This window comes from Actinoplanes solisilvae (genome assembly GCF_003999975.1).
Taxonomy (GTDB): Bacteria; Actinomycetota; Actinomycetes; order Mycobacteriales; family Micromonosporaceae; genus Actinoplanes; species Actinoplanes solisilvae.
The window spans coordinates 250,194-267,130 of sequence record NZ_RJAC01000009.1 but is presented as its reverse complement, the minus strand read 5'-3'; the positions used below and the strand labels follow the sequence as shown (position 1 = coordinate 267,130).

Annotated in this window: 14 protein-coding genes; 6 read left to right on the top strand and 8 right to left on the bottom strand. The window is 70.4% G+C overall.

All coding sequences use genetic code 11. The features are described 5' to 3' along the window. Positions 1 to 8: 8 nt before the first annotated feature. The 4 genes from EER30_RS23930 to EER30_RS23915 all read right to left on the bottom strand — a co-directional run bounded on the left by EER30_RS23930 (position 9) and on the right by EER30_RS23915 (position 3,311). Entirely contained in the window at positions 9 to 776 is a 768-nt protein-coding gene (locus EER30_RS23930) for an ABC transporter ATP-binding protein (protein WP_127502744.1), read from the bottom strand. Then, a complete protein-coding gene (locus EER30_RS23925) occupies positions 773 to 1,750 on the bottom strand; it encodes a FecCD family ABC transporter permease (protein WP_127502743.1) in 978 nt (325 codons plus the stop codon). Before EER30_RS23925 ends, EER30_RS23930 begins: the two co-directional genes overlap by 4 nt. Then, entirely contained in the window at positions 1,747 to 2,736 is a 990-nt protein-coding gene (locus EER30_RS23920) for a FecCD family ABC transporter permease (RefSeq protein ID WP_205650383.1), read from the bottom strand. Before EER30_RS23920 ends, EER30_RS23925 begins: the two co-directional genes overlap by 4 nt. Positions 2,737 to 2,939: 203 nt before the next feature. Further along, positions 2,940 to 3,311, bottom strand: coding sequence for a hypothetical protein (locus EER30_RS23915; protein WP_127502742.1), 372 nt, complete (start codon positions 3,309 to 3,311; stop codon positions 2,940 to 2,942). A gap of 244 nt (positions 3,312 to 3,555) precedes the next feature. On the opposite strand from EER30_RS23915, the gene EER30_RS23910 reads away from it, so the two are divergent. Beyond that, entirely contained in the window at positions 3,556 to 4,032 is a 477-nt protein-coding gene (locus EER30_RS23910) for a hypothetical protein (protein WP_127502741.1), read from the top strand. Between the two features lie 149 nt (positions 4,033 to 4,181). After that, the gene (locus EER30_RS23905; RefSeq protein ID WP_127502740.1) at positions 4,182 to 5,000 is read left to right on the top strand and encodes a hypothetical protein; all 819 of its coding nucleotides are present in this window, start codon (positions 4,182 to 4,184) and stop codon (positions 4,998 to 5,000) included. A 96-nt stretch (positions 5,001 to 5,096) separates the two neighbouring features. Here EER30_RS23905 and EER30_RS23900 read toward each other — a convergent pair whose 3' ends face one another. Continuing rightward, complete coding sequence (locus tag EER30_RS23900; protein WP_127502739.1) at positions 5,097 to 5,438, bottom strand: DUF1330 domain-containing protein; 342 nt, start codon at positions 5,436 to 5,438, stop codon at positions 5,097 to 5,099. 145 nt (positions 5,439 to 5,583) lie between these two features. Here EER30_RS23900 and EER30_RS23895 point away from each other — a divergent pair, with 145 nt between their 5' ends. The 4 genes from EER30_RS23895 to EER30_RS23880 all read left to right on the top strand — a co-directional run bounded on the left by EER30_RS23895 (position 5,584) and on the right by EER30_RS23880 (position 10,371). After that, positions 5,584 to 6,921: a TrkH family potassium uptake protein gene (locus EER30_RS23895; protein WP_127502738.1), complete on the top strand. Its 1,338-nt coding sequence runs from the start codon at positions 5,584 to 5,586 to the stop codon at positions 6,919 to 6,921. After that, positions 6,914 to 7,585, top strand: a complete 672-nt coding sequence (locus EER30_RS23890) for a potassium channel family protein (RefSeq protein WP_127502737.1) — start codon at positions 6,914 to 6,916, stop codon at positions 7,583 to 7,585. The genes EER30_RS23895 and EER30_RS23890 overlap by 8 nt, the downstream gene beginning before the upstream one ends. A gap of 54 nt (positions 7,586 to 7,639) precedes the next feature. After that, positions 7,640 to 9,034, top strand: a complete 1,395-nt coding sequence (locus EER30_RS23885; RefSeq protein ID WP_127502736.1) for a DHA2 family efflux MFS transporter permease subunit — start codon at positions 7,640 to 7,642, stop codon at positions 9,032 to 9,034. A 143-nt stretch (positions 9,035 to 9,177) separates the two neighbouring features. Further along, positions 9,178 to 10,371 carry an epoxide hydrolase family protein gene (locus EER30_RS23880; protein ID WP_127502735.1) on the top strand — a complete coding sequence of 398 codons (1,194 nt, stop codon included), beginning with the start codon at positions 9,178 to 9,180 and terminating at the stop codon, positions 10,369 to 10,371. Between the two features lie 72 nt (positions 10,372 to 10,443). Here EER30_RS23880 and EER30_RS23875 read toward each other — a convergent pair whose 3' ends face one another. The 3 genes from EER30_RS23875 to EER30_RS23865 form a co-directional block, all read right to left on the bottom strand. After that, positions 10,444 to 12,837 (bottom strand): GAF domain-containing protein, encoded by a 2,394-nt coding sequence (locus EER30_RS23875; RefSeq protein WP_127502734.1) that lies wholly within the window; start codon positions 12,835 to 12,837, stop codon positions 10,444 to 10,446. A 240-nt stretch (positions 12,838 to 13,077) separates the two neighbouring features. Then, positions 13,078 to 16,122 carry a TIM-barrel domain-containing protein gene (locus tag EER30_RS23870; protein ID WP_127502733.1) on the bottom strand — a complete coding sequence of 1,015 codons (3,045 nt, stop codon included), beginning with the start codon at positions 16,120 to 16,122 and terminating at the stop codon, positions 13,078 to 13,080. Positions 16,123 to 16,379: 257 nt separating this feature from the next. Further along, positions 16,380 to 16,904, bottom strand: coding sequence for a hypothetical protein (locus tag EER30_RS23865; RefSeq protein ID WP_127502732.1), 525 nt, complete (start codon positions 16,902 to 16,904; stop codon positions 16,380 to 16,382). Positions 16,905 to 16,937 lie beyond the last annotated feature (33 nt).

Here is a 16,937-nt window from a genome sequence, read left to right as displayed (position 1 = left end):
TTTTCCTTTCAGGCGGGCACCACGAGGGGCGCACCGGTTACGGGGCACGGCACGACCACACAGTCGAGCCCGAAGACATTCCGTACGAGTTCCGCGGTGACGATCTCGCGCGGCGCACCGGAGGCCACGACCCGGCCGTCGCGCATCGCGACCAGGTGGTCGGCGTAGCGGGCGGCCTGGTTGAGGTCGTGCAGCACGGCGACCACGGTGCGGCCGTCGTCGCGCATGCGGCCGAGCAGGTCGAGCACCTCCACCTGGTGGGCCAGGTCGAGGAAGGTGGTGGGCTCGTCGAGCAGCAGCGCCTCGGTCTGCTGGGCGAGCGTCATCGCGATCCAGACCCGCTGCCGCTGACCGCCGGAGAGCTGGTCGACCGCCCGGGTCGCGAGGTCGCCGACGCCGGCCTGCCCCATCGCCTCGTGAACGGCGGCGCTGTCCTGGTCGGACCACTGCCGCCACCAGCTCTGGTGCGGCTGACGACCCCGCCCGACCAGGTCGCGCACGGTGACGCCCTCGGGCACCAGCGGGCTCTGCGGCAGCACGCCCAGTCGCCGGGCGACCTCACGCGTGGGCAGCGAGTGGATGTCGGCGCCGTCCAGCAACACGCTGCCGTGGCGCACCGGGAGCAGGCGGGCCAGCGTACGCAGCAGGGTCGACTTGCCGCAGGCGTTGGGCCCGACGATCACCGTGAACGCCCCGGCCGGCAGTTCGACGCCGAGGTTCTCGAAGACGGAGCGGGGGCCGTAACCGGCGGACAGATCCCGGGCGATCAGCTTCACGACTTCCTCCGGACCAGCAGGAACAGCAGGTAGGGGCCGCCGATCGCGGCGGTGATCACGCCGGCCGGCAGTTGGGTCGGCGCGAACAGCAGACGCCCGGCCAGGTCGGCCAGCACGACCAGCAGCGATCCGGTCAGCGCGGCGGCGATCAGCGGCGGACGTTCGGCCCGCACGAGGCGACGGGCCACCTGCGGCGCGACGAGCGCGACGAAGTCGACCGCACCGACCTGGGCGGTCACCATCGCGGCGAGCAGCACGCCGACCGCTGCGAGACCCGCCCGGCGAGCCACCGGCCGTACGCCCAGGCCTTTGGCGGTGTCGTCGTCGAGCGCGCTCGTTCTCAAGGCCCAGCCCGCCCAGGCCAGCACGGGCAGCAGCACCAGCAGGGTGATCGCGAGCCAGGACGTCTCGGTCCAGCCGCGCCCAGCGAGCGTGCCGACCAGCCAGATGTGCGCCCGCTGCCCGTCGATCGGCTCGGCGGTGAGCATGACGATCTCGGTGAGGGCGCGCAGCGCGATGGCGACCGCGACCCCGGCCAGCACGAACCGTTGAGCGGCCAGCCCGTGCCGCGCACCGAGCCCGAGCACGACCGCCGCGGCGAGCAGGCCACCACCCAGAGCCGCCGGGGCGATGACGACCGCCGCCGCCCCGCTGGTCAGCGCGATCGTGGCGGCCAGGCCCGCACCTTGCGTGATGCCGACGACGTCCGGGCTGGCCAGGGGGTTGCGGGCGACGCTCTGGATCAGCGCACCGGCCACCCCGAAACACGCACCCACGACGACGGCCAGCACCACGCGCGGCAGCCTCAACCGTTGAACCACCACGTCGTACGGCGTCACCTCGCCGAACAGGGAGCGCAGCACATCACCCGGCGCCACGTACGGCTTGCCCAGGCACAACGCGACCACGAAGGCGACGACCAGCAGCACCAGGATGATCGCCGAGACGGCCACGGTCCGGCCCTTGACTCTCACGCGGCGACCACCTTGGCCCGGGTGACCAGCAGGGCGAGCAGCGGCGCGCCGACCAGCGCGGTGATGATGCCGGCGGAGACCTCGCCGGGCGGCGCGACCACGCGCCCGATCACGTCGGCGGCGAGCAGCAGCACCGGCCCGAGCAGCACCGACACGGCCAGCACCCAGCGCTGATCGACGCCGACCAGCGCCCGCGCGAGATGCGGCACCGCGAGCCCGACGAACGCGATCGGCCCGGCGGCGGCAACGCCCGCGCCCGTGAGCACGACCGCGGCAAGCCCGGCGCCGACGCGTACGAGACCGACCCGGGTTCCCAGACCGCGGGCCACGTCGTCGCCCAGGGAAAGAGCATCCAGCCCCCGCGCGACCACGGCCGCGAGCAGCAGCCCGGCCAGCAGGAACGGCGCTACCTGGGCGGCGATGTCGGCGTCGCGTCCGGACAGTCCGCCGACCACCCAGTAACGGAACTCCTCGAACGTACGGGCGTTCACGCTGAGAATGCCCGCGGTGATCGCCCCGAGGCTGGCGTCGAGGGCCGCCCCGACCAGGGCGAGCGTGACCGGTGAGTTGCCCTGGCCGGCGCGGGCCGCGATGCCGGTGACCAGCAGGCCCGCGCCGAACGCTCCCGCGATGCCGAACCAGACGTAGCCGGTCAGGCTGCCCACCCCGAACAGGGTGATCGCGGCGACGACGCCGAGGGATGCGCCGGCGCTGATCCCGAGAATGCGCGGCTCGGCGAGCGGATTGCGGGTGAGAGCCTGCAGCAGCACCCCGGCGGCGGCCAGCGCCGCGCCGACGGTGAGGCCGAGCAGCGTACGGGGAACTCGCAGATCCCAGACGATGGTCGAGGTCTCCCCGCCGTCCGGTGAGACCAGCGCGTGCCAGACCTTCACCGGCCCGATCGGGTTGCTGCCGACCGCGAGACTGGCCACCACCACCAGAACGAGCAGGATCACCCCGCCCAGCACCACAACCCGCCGCCGCACCCGAACCTCAACTTAGGCTTACCTAATAGACCGGGGAGACTGTAGCGGCCTACCCGGCTCTCGCGGCGGTTCTCGTGACACAGAGCACTCAGGCAGCGTCCTTCCTCAACAGGACCGTCGAATCGGGCAGGTAGGCCGCCTGGTCTCCTCGGCCTGCCATACCGTCGTGCGCTCCGTACAAGGAGCGCCGTGGGCCGGTCGTTTCACCGGCCAGTTCGTCGAGAGCCCGGTCGCCGACCGCCACGCGCGGGCCCGGAACTGCGGGGTCGCGACGGCTGATCTGACGGGCCGTCCACGGCGCCGGGGCTGGAGAACGACACCGAAGGCGCCGCAGGCCGGGAGGACGTGCGTGGCGGCCATTGCGACGCTGTGAGCTGCGCTGCGGTGACCGGCAGCGGGGGCGAGATCTGGTCGAGCAAGCGCTGCGCCAAAGCGGCGTCGATCTCGAGGTCAGCGCTGATACGAACATCAGCGGCGGTCGCCAGGTCGACGACGTCGCCACTGGTGAACGCGTCAGCTCCGAGATAGCTCAGTCGCCGCGCGAACTCCTGCATATCAATCATCTGCAGCCTCATCCTCGGATTACTGATGATCCACCGTAACCCCTGCATTGCTCGGCAGTTGCTGCGGCCACCGCCTGAGCTCCTGCGGCCGACAGCGATGCCGGCTGCTCGGGGTCTCCATCTTTTCAGTGAGCTGATCGCCGCCGCTATCGGTGCAACCCGTGCCGGCCCGCGACGCGCTGAACTGCCCATGAGCGGGCATCCGCCGGCCATGTCCTCCGCGCGAGATGGCGCCGCAGGTGAATATCATCGCCGCGTGGACGACGACAGCCTCGTGGTCGCGGCCCGAGACCTGGTCACGCGGCCGGTCCCCACTGATGGTCCCAGCAGCGGGGCGTGGCTCGTCGGCGAGACCGAGTCCGTGCCGGGCGGCCACTTCCTGCCGATCGCCTCGAGCCCGAGTCTGTACGAGACGCCGGCCGACGACGATGGCACGATCGGCGACATCTACGAGCGGGTGTACGCCGACCTCGAGAGTCGGCGCCGGCGGGCAGCCGACGCGCTGGCGGCGATCTGGGGTCCGCCCCGACCGTACTCGTTCTCGGCGGAGCTCGAACGGTTCTGGGCAGATCACGAAAGCCTCTCGCCGTTCGAGTACGACTTGGCCCTGTTCGCCGGCGACGAGCCATTCCCGTCCTGGCGACGCCACGACCGGCTGGTGGTACTACTCCTGGGGCAGATGGACAAGGAGTTCCCCATCGTCCTGACGCTGGCCGTCATCGCCCGCCCGTGACGCCACGCGGTGTGACGCCAGGCGAACTGTTTGGTACGCACCCTTTCTTCGTATTGGCTCGTGAGGAAGCCCGCTATCGTGTCGGTCGTGTGCCACCCAGAGTCGCTGTGGAACGGTCGGATGGATCGTGGTGTGCTGAACTGGTTGGCATGCAGATGCGTCCCGCGGAGCTGGCGGCGATCCGGGCCGGTGATGTCGATGTGGCGTTCCGCCGGTGGGAGCGCCCTCGGCTCAGGGTCGGCACCCGCATGCGCACCGCGGTGGGCCTGATCGAGGTCACGTCCGTCGACCGCGTGCCGGTGAGCTCGTTGACCGCCGCCGATGCCCGCCGGGCCGGCGCGGCTTCGTTGGTCGCGCTGCGGCAGGGCCTGTACCGCCTGCACGCCGACCGCCCGGTCTACCGGATCGGCCTGCGGTACGCCGGCGCCGACCCACGCCAGGCGCTGCGCGAGGCGATCCCCGACGCCCAGGAGCTCGACGCGATCGGAGCCTGGCTCGACCGCCTCGACCGCGCCTCACCGACCGGCCCGTGGACCCGCCCGACCCTGCTGCTGATCGACGAACTCCCCGCCACCCGAGCCCCTGACCTCGCCCAGCGGATGGACCGCGACACCCCGTCGTTCAAGCAGAACGTACGAAAGCTCAAGGAACGAGGACTGACCGAGTCCCTGGACATCGGCTACCGGCTCTCACCGCGCGGTGCCGCCCTGCTCGACCACGAGGGCCTTCCACGCCCCGACGGCCCTCGGCCGGCACCGGAACCAGGCACCCCACTGCCCCACCTCGGCGCCCCCGCGACCCGAGCGTTGACCGCCCGCGGCGTCCTCCGCCTGGAACAGGTAGCCGGCCTCACCGCCGGCGAGGTGCGGGCACTGCACGGCGTCGGCCCGTACGCGCTTCGAAACCTCCGCGCAGCATTGGACGCAGCAGGCCTGACTTTCCGCGACGACCCAGCCGATTCCCCCTGACAGGCGCGCAGCGCCGACCGCAGGCGGCACGGTTCGAACGCATGACCCACCCCGGCCTGGGGCACCTCGGCCGTGGCCGTCCCACCGCAACCACCGTCAGGCGGCGGCCGCCCGAAGCCGCCCCGCGGTGACCCGCGCCGAGTACCCCGAAGGAACCCCCTCGACGATCAGGGTGTCCCCGTCGATGTGCCGGGTCCGCAACGGCAGGATCTCCTGATAGGCAGGCGACGCATACCAGCCACGGGCTGCCTCCACGTCAGGGAAGGACAGGATCACGACCGTCCCTGGCCACGCCCCTTCGAGGACCTCGACCTCCGCCCCGTGAACCAGGAAGACCCCTCCATACGGATCCATCGTCTCCTGGATCCTCTCGATGTAGGTGAAGACGTCCTCGTGGGCTGTAGGGGTCCGCAGGTGGGCGATCGCGTAAGCAGTCATGCCCCGATCGTGCTAGCCGGCGCGGCGCGCGGCGATTACCTCTGAGGTAATCGGTCGTGGGACGCGTAGGGCCAGTTTCCCGGCAGTGGATGTGACGAGAGCGCCAATTCGAAGAGCAAGATCGGGCCTGCGGTATAACTGCCTGATGCGATCGGCCCGTCCGCGTCCGGCGCGAACCGTGACGGTGGCGTTCGTGGGGGCCGTCGTGGTCGGGACCGCGCTGCTGTCGTTACCCGCCTCCCGCGCCGAGCCCGGCGCCGCGCCCCTGCATACCGCCCTGTTCACCGCCACCTCGGCCATCACCACGTCGGGCATGTCGACGGTCGACACCGCCACCTACTGGTCCGGCCTCGGTCACGTGCTGATCGCCGTTCTGACCCAGACCGGCGGCTTCGGCATCACCACGATCGCGACCCTGCTCGGCCTGCTCGTCTCTCAGCGGCTCGGCCTGCGCGGCCGGATCATGGCCGGCGTCGAGACCAGCAGCGGCCTGGCCCACGGCGACCTGCGGCAGGTGCTCATCCTCGCGGCCGCCGTCATGTTCGCGACCGAGACCGTGATCGCCGCGATCGTCACCGCCCGTCTCACGCTGTTCTACGACGTACCCCTCGGAAGTGCCCTCTGGCAGGGCGTGTTCAACGCTGTCCAGGCGTTCAACAACTGCGGCTTCTCCCTGCGCAGCGACGGTTTGACCAGCTTCGTCAGCGACTGGTGGATCTGCGTCCCGCTGACCCTCGGCGTGATCGTCGGCGGCATCGGTGTGCCCGTGCTCTACGAGGTCGGCCGTCGCATGCGCCGCCCCGCCTCCTGGTCGACCCACACCCGCCTCACCGTGTGGGGTTCGCTCGTTCTGCTGGCGCTGGGCTTCGCCACCGTGCTCGCGCTCGAGTGGAACAACGACGGCACGCTCGGCCCCCTCGGCGTACCCGGAAAGATCCTGGCCGCCTTCGTCCAGGGCACCATCCCTCGCTCGGGCGGCTTCAACACCGTCGACTACGGCGCGATGAACGAGGACACCCTCGCGATCACCATCGGGCTCATGTTCGTCGGCGGTGGCAGCGCGAGCACGGCCGGCGGCATCAAGGTCACCACCTTTTTCCTTCTCGCGTACGTCATCTGGACCGAGGTGCGCGGCGAACGTGACGTCGTCATCGGGCGCCGCCGCATCGCCGAGTCGACCCAGCGCCAGGCCACCGCCGTCGCCCTGCTCGGTGTCGCCACCGTCGCGATCGGCACCCTGCTCGTCCTCGGCATCACCTCGGGGGTGGCGTTCGACCGCGCTCTGTTCGAGGTGATGTCGGCGTTCAGCACCGCCGGCCTGACCACCGGGCTCGCCGCCGAACTGCCGCAGTCGAGTCAGTTGGTTCTCAGTGCGATGATGTTCATCGGCCGGGTCGGGACGATCGCCGTCGCCTCCGCGCTGGCGCTCAGCACCCGCCACCGGCGATACCGCTACCCGGAGGAGCGACCCCTCGTTGGCTGAGAAAGACATCGCGCGCGACGAGAACGTCGTCGTCATCGGCCTGGGCCGCTTCGGTGGGCAGGTCGCCGAGTCGCTGCTGGCGCTCGGCCACGAGGTGCTCGGCATCGACGAGAACGCCGACATCGTGCAGCGCTGGTCCGACCAGCTGACCCACGTCGTGCAGGCCGACTCGACCGACGAGGACGCGCTGCTGCAGGTCGGCATCAAGGAGTTCACCCGGGCCGTGGTCGGCATCGGCAACGACATCGAGGCCAGCGTGCTGACCGTGCTCACCCTCAGCGAGCTGGGCCTGCGCGACATCTGGGCCAAGGCGGTCTCGGCCAAGCACGGCCGCATCCTGCGCTCGGTCGGCGCGCATCACGTCATCTACCCCGAGGCGACGATGGGGGAGCGGGTGGCCCACCTGATCGCCAGCCGCATGCTCGACTTCATCGAGTTCGACGACGGCTTCGCGATCGCCAAGACCCGGGCGCCGCGCGACTCCGCCGGGCGTACGCTGACCGACCTCGCGCTGCGCTCCAAGCACGGCGTGACCGTCGTCGGCATCAAGACGCACGGATCCGATTTCGTCTATGCCGCGCCGGAGGCCGTCGTCCCCGAGAACTCCGAGCTCGTCGTCGCCGGCCCCACCGAAATGGTGCAACGCTTCGCCGCCACGACCTGACCCCGTGACTGCGATCACCGTGTAAGCACGCCGTCGCGGTGGAACGTTCCGCGGGTGAGCAACCGGCGTTACACGGTCCTGGCGGTCTGTTGCAGCAGTCTGTTCCTCGTCTCGCTGGACAGCACCATCGTGAACGTCGCGCTGCCCTCGATCGCCCGCGAGCTCGACTCGAGCGTCTCGAAACTCCAGTGGACGGTCGACGCCTACCTGCTCGTCCTGGCCTCGTTGCTGCTGCTCTCGGGCTCGCTGGCCGACCGGATCGGCCGCAAACGTGTCTTCGCCGCCGGGCTGGCCGTCTTCACCAGCGGCTCACTGCTGTGCAGCGTGGCCCCCAGCGACAACTGGCTGATCGTGTTCCGCATGTTCCAGGCGGTCGGCGGTTCGGCGATGACCCCGGTGGCGCTGGCCATCATCACCAACGTGTTCGTGGCCCCGGCCGAACGTGCCCGTGTCATCGGCATCTGGGCCGCGGTCAGCGGCGCGGGCATCGCCGCCGGACCACTGCTCGGCGGCTTCCTCATCGACTCGATCGGCTGGCGTTCGATCTTCTGGATCAACGTGCCCACGGGCATCGCGGCGTTCGTGCTGACCCTTCTGCTGGTGCCCGAATCCCGCGCCGCCAAGCCTCGGCCGCTCGACCCGCCCGGTCAGATCGCCGTGATCGTCCTCCTGTCCACGCTGATCTTCGCCATCATCGAGACCCCGCGCTTCGGTCTGGTGTCCCTGCCCGTTCTGGGCTGCTTGGTCGTCGCCGTCGTGGCGCTGCTGTTCCTGCTCTTCGCCGAACGTCGCCGGCCCCAGCCGCTGGTTCCGCTGCCGTTGTTCAAGGTCCGCTCGTTCACGGTCGCGTTCGTCATCGCCGTGCTCGGGTTCCTGGCGTTCGGCGGCCTGCTCTTCGCCAACACCCTCTACCTTCAGGAGGTACGCGGCCTGGCCGCCTCGATGGCCGGCGTGCTGACCCTGCCGTTGGCCGTGGCGACCGTGATCGCGGCACCCCTCTCGGGCCGCATGATGGGCAGCGTCGGCGCCCGTTCCCCGCTGCTGATCGCGGGCACGTCGATGGCCGTGGGGTCGCTGCTGCTCGTGCTGCTGACCCCGACCGCGCCCGTCCTGCTACTGCTCATTCCGTACGCCGTCTTCGGGGTCGGGTATGGCATGTTGAACGCGCCGGTGAACGACACGGCCATCTCCGACCTGCCCGACGACCGGGCCGGGGTGGCCGCCAGCCTGATCTCGACCGCGAAACAGGTCGGCTCGGCGTTCGGCGTGGCGATCGTCGGGACCGTCATCGCCGCCCGGCCCGGCGACCCGCTTCCCGCAGCCTTCGACGCCCGCGGCTGGATGGCCTGGCTGCTCCTCGCGGCGTGCGGCGCCGGGATCGTCGCGCTCGCTTTTCCGCGGGGCGCCACCGCCGCGGCCGCGCCCCGGACCCCGGCCTCGGCGAACTAGCGCGTCCTCGAATCACCAGGTCGGCCCGCAGGACCAGTCACTTCACGGGCGCGACCGGCGTGGCCGGCGCGCGACCATGACCGGGGACCGACCAAGGTCGCCGGAACCCCGGCGCCGGTCGCCCTACCGTGAGGTGGGAAGAGATGGCCGACAACGAGATTCGTCCCTTCCGGCTCGACACGCCGGAGGAAACGATCGCAGACTTGCGCCGCCGGATAGCGGCCACCCGCTGGCCGACCCGGGAACTGGTCGACGACCGCTCCCAGGGCGTGCAGCTCGCGACGATCCAGGAGCTGGCCCGCTATTGGTCGAGCGAGCACGACTGGCGCGCCTTCGAGGCGAAGTTCAACGCCCTGCCGCAGTTCACGACCACGATCGACGGCGTCGACATCCACTTCATCCACGTACGCTCCCCGCACGAGGACGCCCTCCCACTGATCATGACGCACGGCTGGCCCGGCTCGGTCGCCGAACTGCTCGGCGTCGTCGGCCCGCTCACCGACCCCACCGCGCACGGCGGCCAGGCATCCGACGCGTTCCACCTCGTGCTGCCGTCACTGCCCGGGTACGGCTTCTCGGGCCAGCCGACCGAGCTCGGCTGGGAGAACGGCCGCATCGGCCAGGCCTGGAACGAACTGATGAACCGACTCGGGTACCCGCGCTACGTCGCGCAGGGCGGTGACGTCGGGGCCGCGGTCACCGACGCGATGGGCCGCATGGGCCTGCCCGGTCTGCTCGGCATCCACGTCAACCTGCTTGCGAACGCGATAGGGATCAAGGACATCCTGCCCGCGAACACGGAGGCGGAGAAGGCGGCGCTGGCCAAGCTCAACGAGTTCACCACGGACGGCTTCGCCTATTTCCTCGAGCAGTCGACCCGGCCGCAGACGATCGGCTATTCCCTGCTCGACTCACCGATCGGCCTGGCCGCCTGGATGCTCGACCACGACACCGACAGCTACTACAAGATCGCTCGCGCGTTCGTCGACAAGGAGCCGGTCGGCGGTCTCACCCGCTCCAGCGTCGTCGACAACATCACGCTCTACTGGCTGACCGGCACGGGCGCGTCGGCCGCCCGCTGGTACTGGGAGTTCGGCCGTTTCGTCGCCGCGGCCACGGCGTCCGGCCAGGCACCCCCGCCGGTCACGGTCCCGGTCGGCTTCACGACCTTCCCCGGCGAGATCTGGGCCGCCCCGCGAAGCTGGGTCGAGACGGTCTACCCCGGCGCCGCCTACTTCAACGAGGTCGGCAGCGGCGGCCACTTCGCCGCCTGGGAAGAGCCCGCGATCTTCGCCGACGAGGTGCGCGCCTGCTTCCGCCCACTGCGCACGGCCTGAACGCGTATGGCCTGAACGCGTACGGCCTGAACGCGCGCCACAGATCGGCGGCGGCGGCCAGGTCGGCGCGGTTCAGGAACTCGCCGCGTGAGTCTCCTCGTGGCTCGGGGACGATCGCCGGGCCGGCAGGTGGGCGGTCAACGTGGTTCCCGAGCCGCGCGGGCTGGTGACGGACAGGTGGCCGCCGAAGGCCTCCACCCGGTCGGCTATGCCGAGGAGCCCGGTGCCCTGGGCCGGGGAGACGCCCCCGATGCCGTTGTCGCTGACGGTGATCGTGATGCCGCTGTCGTCGAGTTCGAGCGCGACGTCGGCCTCGGTGGCGCGGGCGTGTTTGGCGATGTTGGTGAGGGCTTCGGCCGCCACGTAGTAGCAGGCGGTCTCGGCCTCCTCGTCGGCGCCGGTCCAGGTGGGCGGGGTGGACAGCCGCACCGGCGTGGGGCACCGGCGGACGAGCAGCCGCAGGGCAGGCAGGAGTCCGCCCTGGGACAGCGCGACGGGGTGAAGTCCGCGGGAGAGTTCGCGCAGGTCGGTGAGGATGGCATCGAGCTCGTCGGCGACGGCACCGCGGTCGGGGCCGTCGACGTCGGTGAGGGTACGAAGCTCGAGGGTCAGGGCGACGAGGCGTTGCTGTGCGCCGTCGTGCAGGTTGCGTTCGAAGGTGCGGCGGGCCTGGTCGGTGGCGGTGACGATGCGCTGTCGGGAGGCGCGCACATGTTCGTCCGCCTCGGCCTTGCGCACGGCGGTGGCGACGAGGTCGACGGCGTCGGAAAGCGGTGGCAGGGCCCGCTCAGGGATCGGCCCGGGTTGCACCGACCCCGCGATGAGAGCGCCCCACAGGCGGTCGCCGAGTCGTACGGGTGTGGCGATGACGCATTTCAGGTGGGCGTCGCCGGTGATCGTCGGGTCGTCGAGGCGGATGATCCGGTGTTCGCGGTGCACCCGGGCGACGGTGACGTCACCGGTGACGCTGTGGGTGGATCCGACGGGGTAGCGGCCGGCGAGTATGCCGTGGCTGCCGAGCACGGTCATCCGGTCGCCGGGATCGAAGCGGAAGAGCCGGACGTCCTCGATGTCGAACAGCTCGGCGAGCTCCTCGGTGACCGTCTGGCAGATCTCGTCCAGGGCCGCTTGCCGCGCGACCTTGGTGGCGATGCGGCGAATGCTGGCTTGTTCGTCGGCGAGACGCCGTACCTCCGCGCGGGCGGTGGCGTGGGCCAGGGAGGTGCCGACCAGTTCCGCGAAGGCGGTGAGACGCCGGTCGGTGTCTTCGGCGAGAGCGGTGCCTCGGGGCGAGTGCGCGGTCAGCCCGCCCCACAGCTCTCCCTGGGCGTACACCGGCGCCATGATCGACGTGCCGAGGGTCGTCTGCTCGCGGATGTATCGGCCGACCTCGCCCTCGACCTCGGACCAGTCGATGCGGGCGACCGCGCCGGTGGCGGCCATCCGGCTCGACAGTGTGTCGCCGGTCACCGGCCACCGGGTTCGAGGAGCCTCGATGGCGGCACCGTTCTTCGACCACACGGCGACGACGTTCGCGGAACCTGAGGCGTCGTACTGGGACAGGCTCGTATGGTAGGCGCCGCAGAGCTCGCCCAGTTCCGCCGCGACGGTCTTCCAGACCTGCTCGGGTTGGGCGCCGTTGGCCACCAGCACGGCGACCCGGCGCATGGCGGCGTGCTCGTCGACCAGCCGCCCCACCTGCTCGCGCCGTTGCGCGCTGGAGATCGCCGTGGAGGCCAGCGCGGCGAACTGCGCGACCTGCGACTCGGTGTTTGCCGGCAGGGGCTCGGCCCAGTCGGCGACCACCACGGCCGAACCCCACAGTTCGCCGTGCACGGTGATCGGCACGGACAGCGACGACGTCGCCTCAATGGTGTTCAACAGGCGGGAGATCGATCCGGTGAGCGGGATGCCGCCCTCCAGGCGGGCCGGTCTTCCGGTCCGGTACACCCGGGCGTTGGCGCTGTCACCGTCCAGCGGCCACCGGGTTCCGAGCAGGGCACTCCAGTCGAAGCGGCCGCCCGAGCCGGCGACCAACGTCGCCTCTTTGTCCGGGTGGAACTGCCAGACACTCGCCACGGCCTGCCGGGCCAGGCCTGTCTCGGTGTCGACGATGCGGCCGAGCTCCTCGGCCATGGCGTCGAACAGCTCCTGTATCGGCGCGTCGACGGCGAGTTCCCCCAGCCGCAGCAGGGCATTGCGCTCGGCTTCGAGGCCCCTTCGATCGGTGCTTCGCCCCGGCAGCCAGCGGCCGAGCACTGCCGCCCGTGCCGACGGTTCCCTCCAGAACCGGCCGCGCCGCATCAGGCGTTGCACGAAGATCGGCATCGGGGCGACAAGCTTGCCGAGCATGAACTCGCCGGCCTGGAGCTCGGCCAGAATCTCGCTGATCGACCGTCCGGACCTGTCCTGGCGGATCGGCGATCGGCCGGGCGAGCCCGAGTCGTTCTGTGTGCCGTCGGTCAACTGCCGCTTCCCTCCAAGGCGTTCGAGTTACCGCCTGTCACCGCGCTGTGACGCGCGGCCCGCTTCTCTGTCAAAGTCGAACTGACTGGGACTGTAGCCCGCGGCAGGGCAGTCAACTATGTCGGCAGAATCTCGTTTGCCGGGCGCGTGGCCACCGGGCAACCGGTCGAGCGCCGGGCGCAAAGACGCCGCGCCCGCCACCGGCCGTGAGGCGGGTGGCGGGCGCGGCGGTTGCGGTGGTCAGAACGTGACCGTTGCCGGGCCACGGGCCGAGACCGTCAGGGTGCCGGCCGTGTAGGTCCACTTCGAGGTGGGGCGGCCGTCAACTCGTACGGTGTGGGGCTTGGTGGTGTTGGTGATCTTGATGGTCCAGGACCGGTGGGCCTTGTCGGCGATCTTCACGCGGTGGGTGCGGTAGGTCACCGAGGTGCCGTCGGTCAGGGACGCGTTGCCGTTCGCGCCGGCGTAGATCGTTGCCGTGGCGTCGGTCAGCGCGGTGTCCTTGCTGATGTCGGCGGTGTGGGTGATGACGACCCCGCCCGAGCGGACGAAGACCGGCATCGTGTCCAGCGTCGTCGTGATCTGCTGGGTGGTGCCGCCCTGATAGACGTGACCGGTGAAGTAGTCGGTCCACGTGTTGCCGGGCGGGAACCAGACCGTCGTGGTGGCGGTCGGGCCGGGGGTCGTCACGGGGGCGACCAGCAGGTCAGGGCCGTACATGTACTGCGAACCCGCGGTAGCGTACGCCTCCTGCTCGCCCGGATAGGCCAGGTAGAGCGGCCGCGTGATCGGCGTGCCCGTGCGGGTCGCCTCGGCCGCGGCGGCGTACGTGTAGGGCAGCAGCTTCTCGCGCAGGTTCAGGAACTTCTTGGCCGACGCGTTCGCCTCCGGACCGTACTGCCAGGGCAGCCGGTCGCTGTGGTTCGAGTGCAGCCGGTCGATCGGCTGGAACGTGCCGAGCTGCACCCAGCGGGCGTACAGGTCGTCGGGCAGCTTGGTGCTGTCCGGCTCGGCGCCCTTCTCGGTCGACAGGCCGCCGGTGTGGCCGCCGATGTCGTGGCTGACCGCCGCGAGACCGGTCGCCGCCGACTCGCCGGGCGTGTAGCCGACCTGCGCCTGCAACGTCTCCCAGGTCGAGACCGTGTCACCGGTGAAGTGCAGCGTGGTGCGCTTGTCGGCCCACGGCCCGGTCGGCACGGCGGTCGGGCTGCTGTAGCCGCCGGCCTGCAAGCCACCGTATGCCCGGGAGAACGCGAAGCCATCCCGGTCGGCGTACTGCTGGTTGATCCACGCGTCCGGCGTGACCTGCGCCTTCGTCGAGCGTGACGCGTCACAGCACCAGTCGAGCCACCAGAAGTCTGGTTGCGCGCCCATCTGCGAGTGCAGGTCGAAGTACGCCTTGAGCTGGTTCGGGTCGCCCCAGTCAAACGTGTAGCAGTCCGGGCCGCTGTTGCAACCCGTACGCTGCAATTTGCCCTTGGCGGTGGCCTGCGCCTGCGCGAAGGCCGGGTCGTCGCCGCGGATGCTCGGGTGGATGTTCAGGCTCGTGTGCAGGCCCTGCTGGCGAGCCCACGCGAAGAAGGCCTTCGGGTCGGCGATGCGGGTCGGGTCGATGCCCCAGCCGTTCCACTTGTCGGTCGACTTGAAGTCGGTGTCCACCACGAGCACGTCCAGCGGGACGCCCTCGCTGCGGAAACGGTTCACGATGGCCTGGAACTCGGTGTCCTTGCGGTCGTAGTACTCCGAATACCAGACGCCGTACGCCCACTTCGGCAGCAGCTTCGTCGGGCCGGTCAGCGTGGCCAGCTCGTTCAGGGCGTGGGTGTAGTCCTGGCCGTACGCGAAGACGTAGCCGTCCTGGGTGCTGGCGCCGGACGCGGTGTCGTCGAGCAGCGACCAACCGTCCTGGTAGAGCAGGCCCGGCTCGGTCAGCGCCGCGCCGTTCACGCCGTCGAGGCCGCGCCGATATCCGCCGAGAGCGGCGTGCGGGGCGAGCATCGGAGCGTTGGCCGGGGCGACCGCGATCGTGTCCACGTTGACGTTGCAGCTGTCATCGGTCGGGCACCCGAGGGCCACCGTGTTGACGCCCTTGTCGAGAGACACCGGCACAGCGACCGTACGCCAGTAGTCCCAGCCACTCGTGGGCTCCAGCGTGGCGGTCTTCCCGTTGACGGTGATCGTGCGCGACCGTAGCGGCTGCGCGCCCGCCTTGCCGTTGGCATAGCGCAACTGCACGGCGTACGTCCCCCGCGCGGGCACGTCCGTCACGGTGATCGCGGCACCCGCGCCGGTGCGCTCGAGCCGGGCCAGGAAGCCGGCACCCGAGGCGCCGTTGTGGTCGGAAGCGCTGGTCGCGCCGCCGGACAGCGTGCCCTGGTCGGCCTCGCACACGGTGTCGAAGGCGCACGGCTGCGGCGCGGGCGGCGTCGGAGCCGGATAGGCGGCACCGGGCTGCACGAGCGCCAGGCTGTCGACGTTCACGTTGCCAGAGTCGGTCGCGGTGCGCACGACGCTGACCTCGTGACGGCCGGCGCTGAGCGTCACCGGCACGCGGGCGACGCCCCAGGTGTCCCAGTTGGTCGTGGGCGGCAACGACAGGGTGCTGGTCTTGCCGTCGGCGACGACCGAGAGCGTACGGGTGGTGTTCTGCCCGTCCCCGCCGGTGCTGTTCGCATAGCGGAGGGCCAGCTCGAAAGTGCCCCCGCTCGTGGCGGTGAAGACCAGGCCGTCGCCGGTGTTCGCGAAGCCCGCGGCGAAACCCCGGCCGGTGAAGTCGCGGTGGTCGGTGGCCAGGCCCGGTCCGCGCAGGTCGAGGGCCTCGGCCTCACAGAGCACGCCGGCGGCGCAGTCGGGCGGGTAGTGCCCGGCCCACGGGGCGGCGGTGACCGTCTGACGGCCGTTGCGTAGCTTGACGTCGAGGTTGTCCGCGGTGAACGGGCCCGACCCGACTTTGTAGCGCAGCGTGACCGCGCCGGTGTCGATCGTGAGCCAGCCCTTGGCCGTACGCTTCGTGAAACGCGCGGGCCCGAAGTCTTCGCGGCCGATCACGTTGAACGTCGACGCATCCACGAAATGGCGGTCGTTGGCGTACTCCGTGCGGATCAGCGTCGGCGACAGCACCTGGAAGCGGGCGTTGCCGGAGACCACCGTGGAGTTTTCGGGATGCGCCTGGGCCGGCGCTGTTGCAGCCAGGACGAGACCGCTTGTCACGGCCGCCCCGGCAACGACGGCAAGACTCCGTCGCAGGGTGAATCGACTGAGCACGTCACTCCTCGTGTCGATCATGACTTGAACGTGACAACGTTGTCACCGCCCAGAAACAAAGTCAAGATCACGGATGTGCTCGTTCCGCAATCGACAAACGGTCCTACTTAGACGAATTTCAAGAGCTCGATGCGTCCTCTCCCCGGTTGGTCAGCGTGGCGCCACGCAGTCGCGGCACGGAAAGAACCCGAACGGAGAGCACCGGAACGGATCTCTGACCGGGGTCCTGCGCGGCGTGGCCGCCGGGGAACGACGTGCGCCGGTGAAGGGCGACGCGGTCAGGCGGTGAAGAGTCGTTCGTACACGTTGCCCTCCGGGGTGAAGACCAGCGTGTAGTCGTCGCCGACCTCGGCCGTCGCGGCGCGCAGCCGGGTCACGACCTCGGCCTCGGTGGGGAGCTCGAGGCCGAGCGCGGCGGCGGCCCGGTCGCGGCGTTCGTCGAGGTCTGGTATGTCCGCGCGATATTCAGCGGCCAGTTCGGAGCGTTCCCGCTCGCTGAAGTCGTAGTAGCTCGTCCACCAGGGCGCGACCATAATGAGCTGCAGCAGCTGTTCCAGGCCGAAGGCGACCAGGGCCGCGCCGCCCTCGGAGTCGGCGTAGAGGACCGGGCGTTCCTCGCCGCCGGGGCCGCAGAAGAAGAACGTGCCGCCGGAACCGTCGCCCGCGAAGCCCTCCAGCAGAGCGCCCGACGCCAGGTGCACCTCTTCGACATGGTCTTTGCGGTCGAGCTCGAAATCCCCCGGCCAGCACAGGTAGTCGGCCGTCTCGGCGTGAGAGGCGATGGCAGCGAGAAGCGATGACATGCGAAGCACGATAGCGGCCACCACCGACAGGTT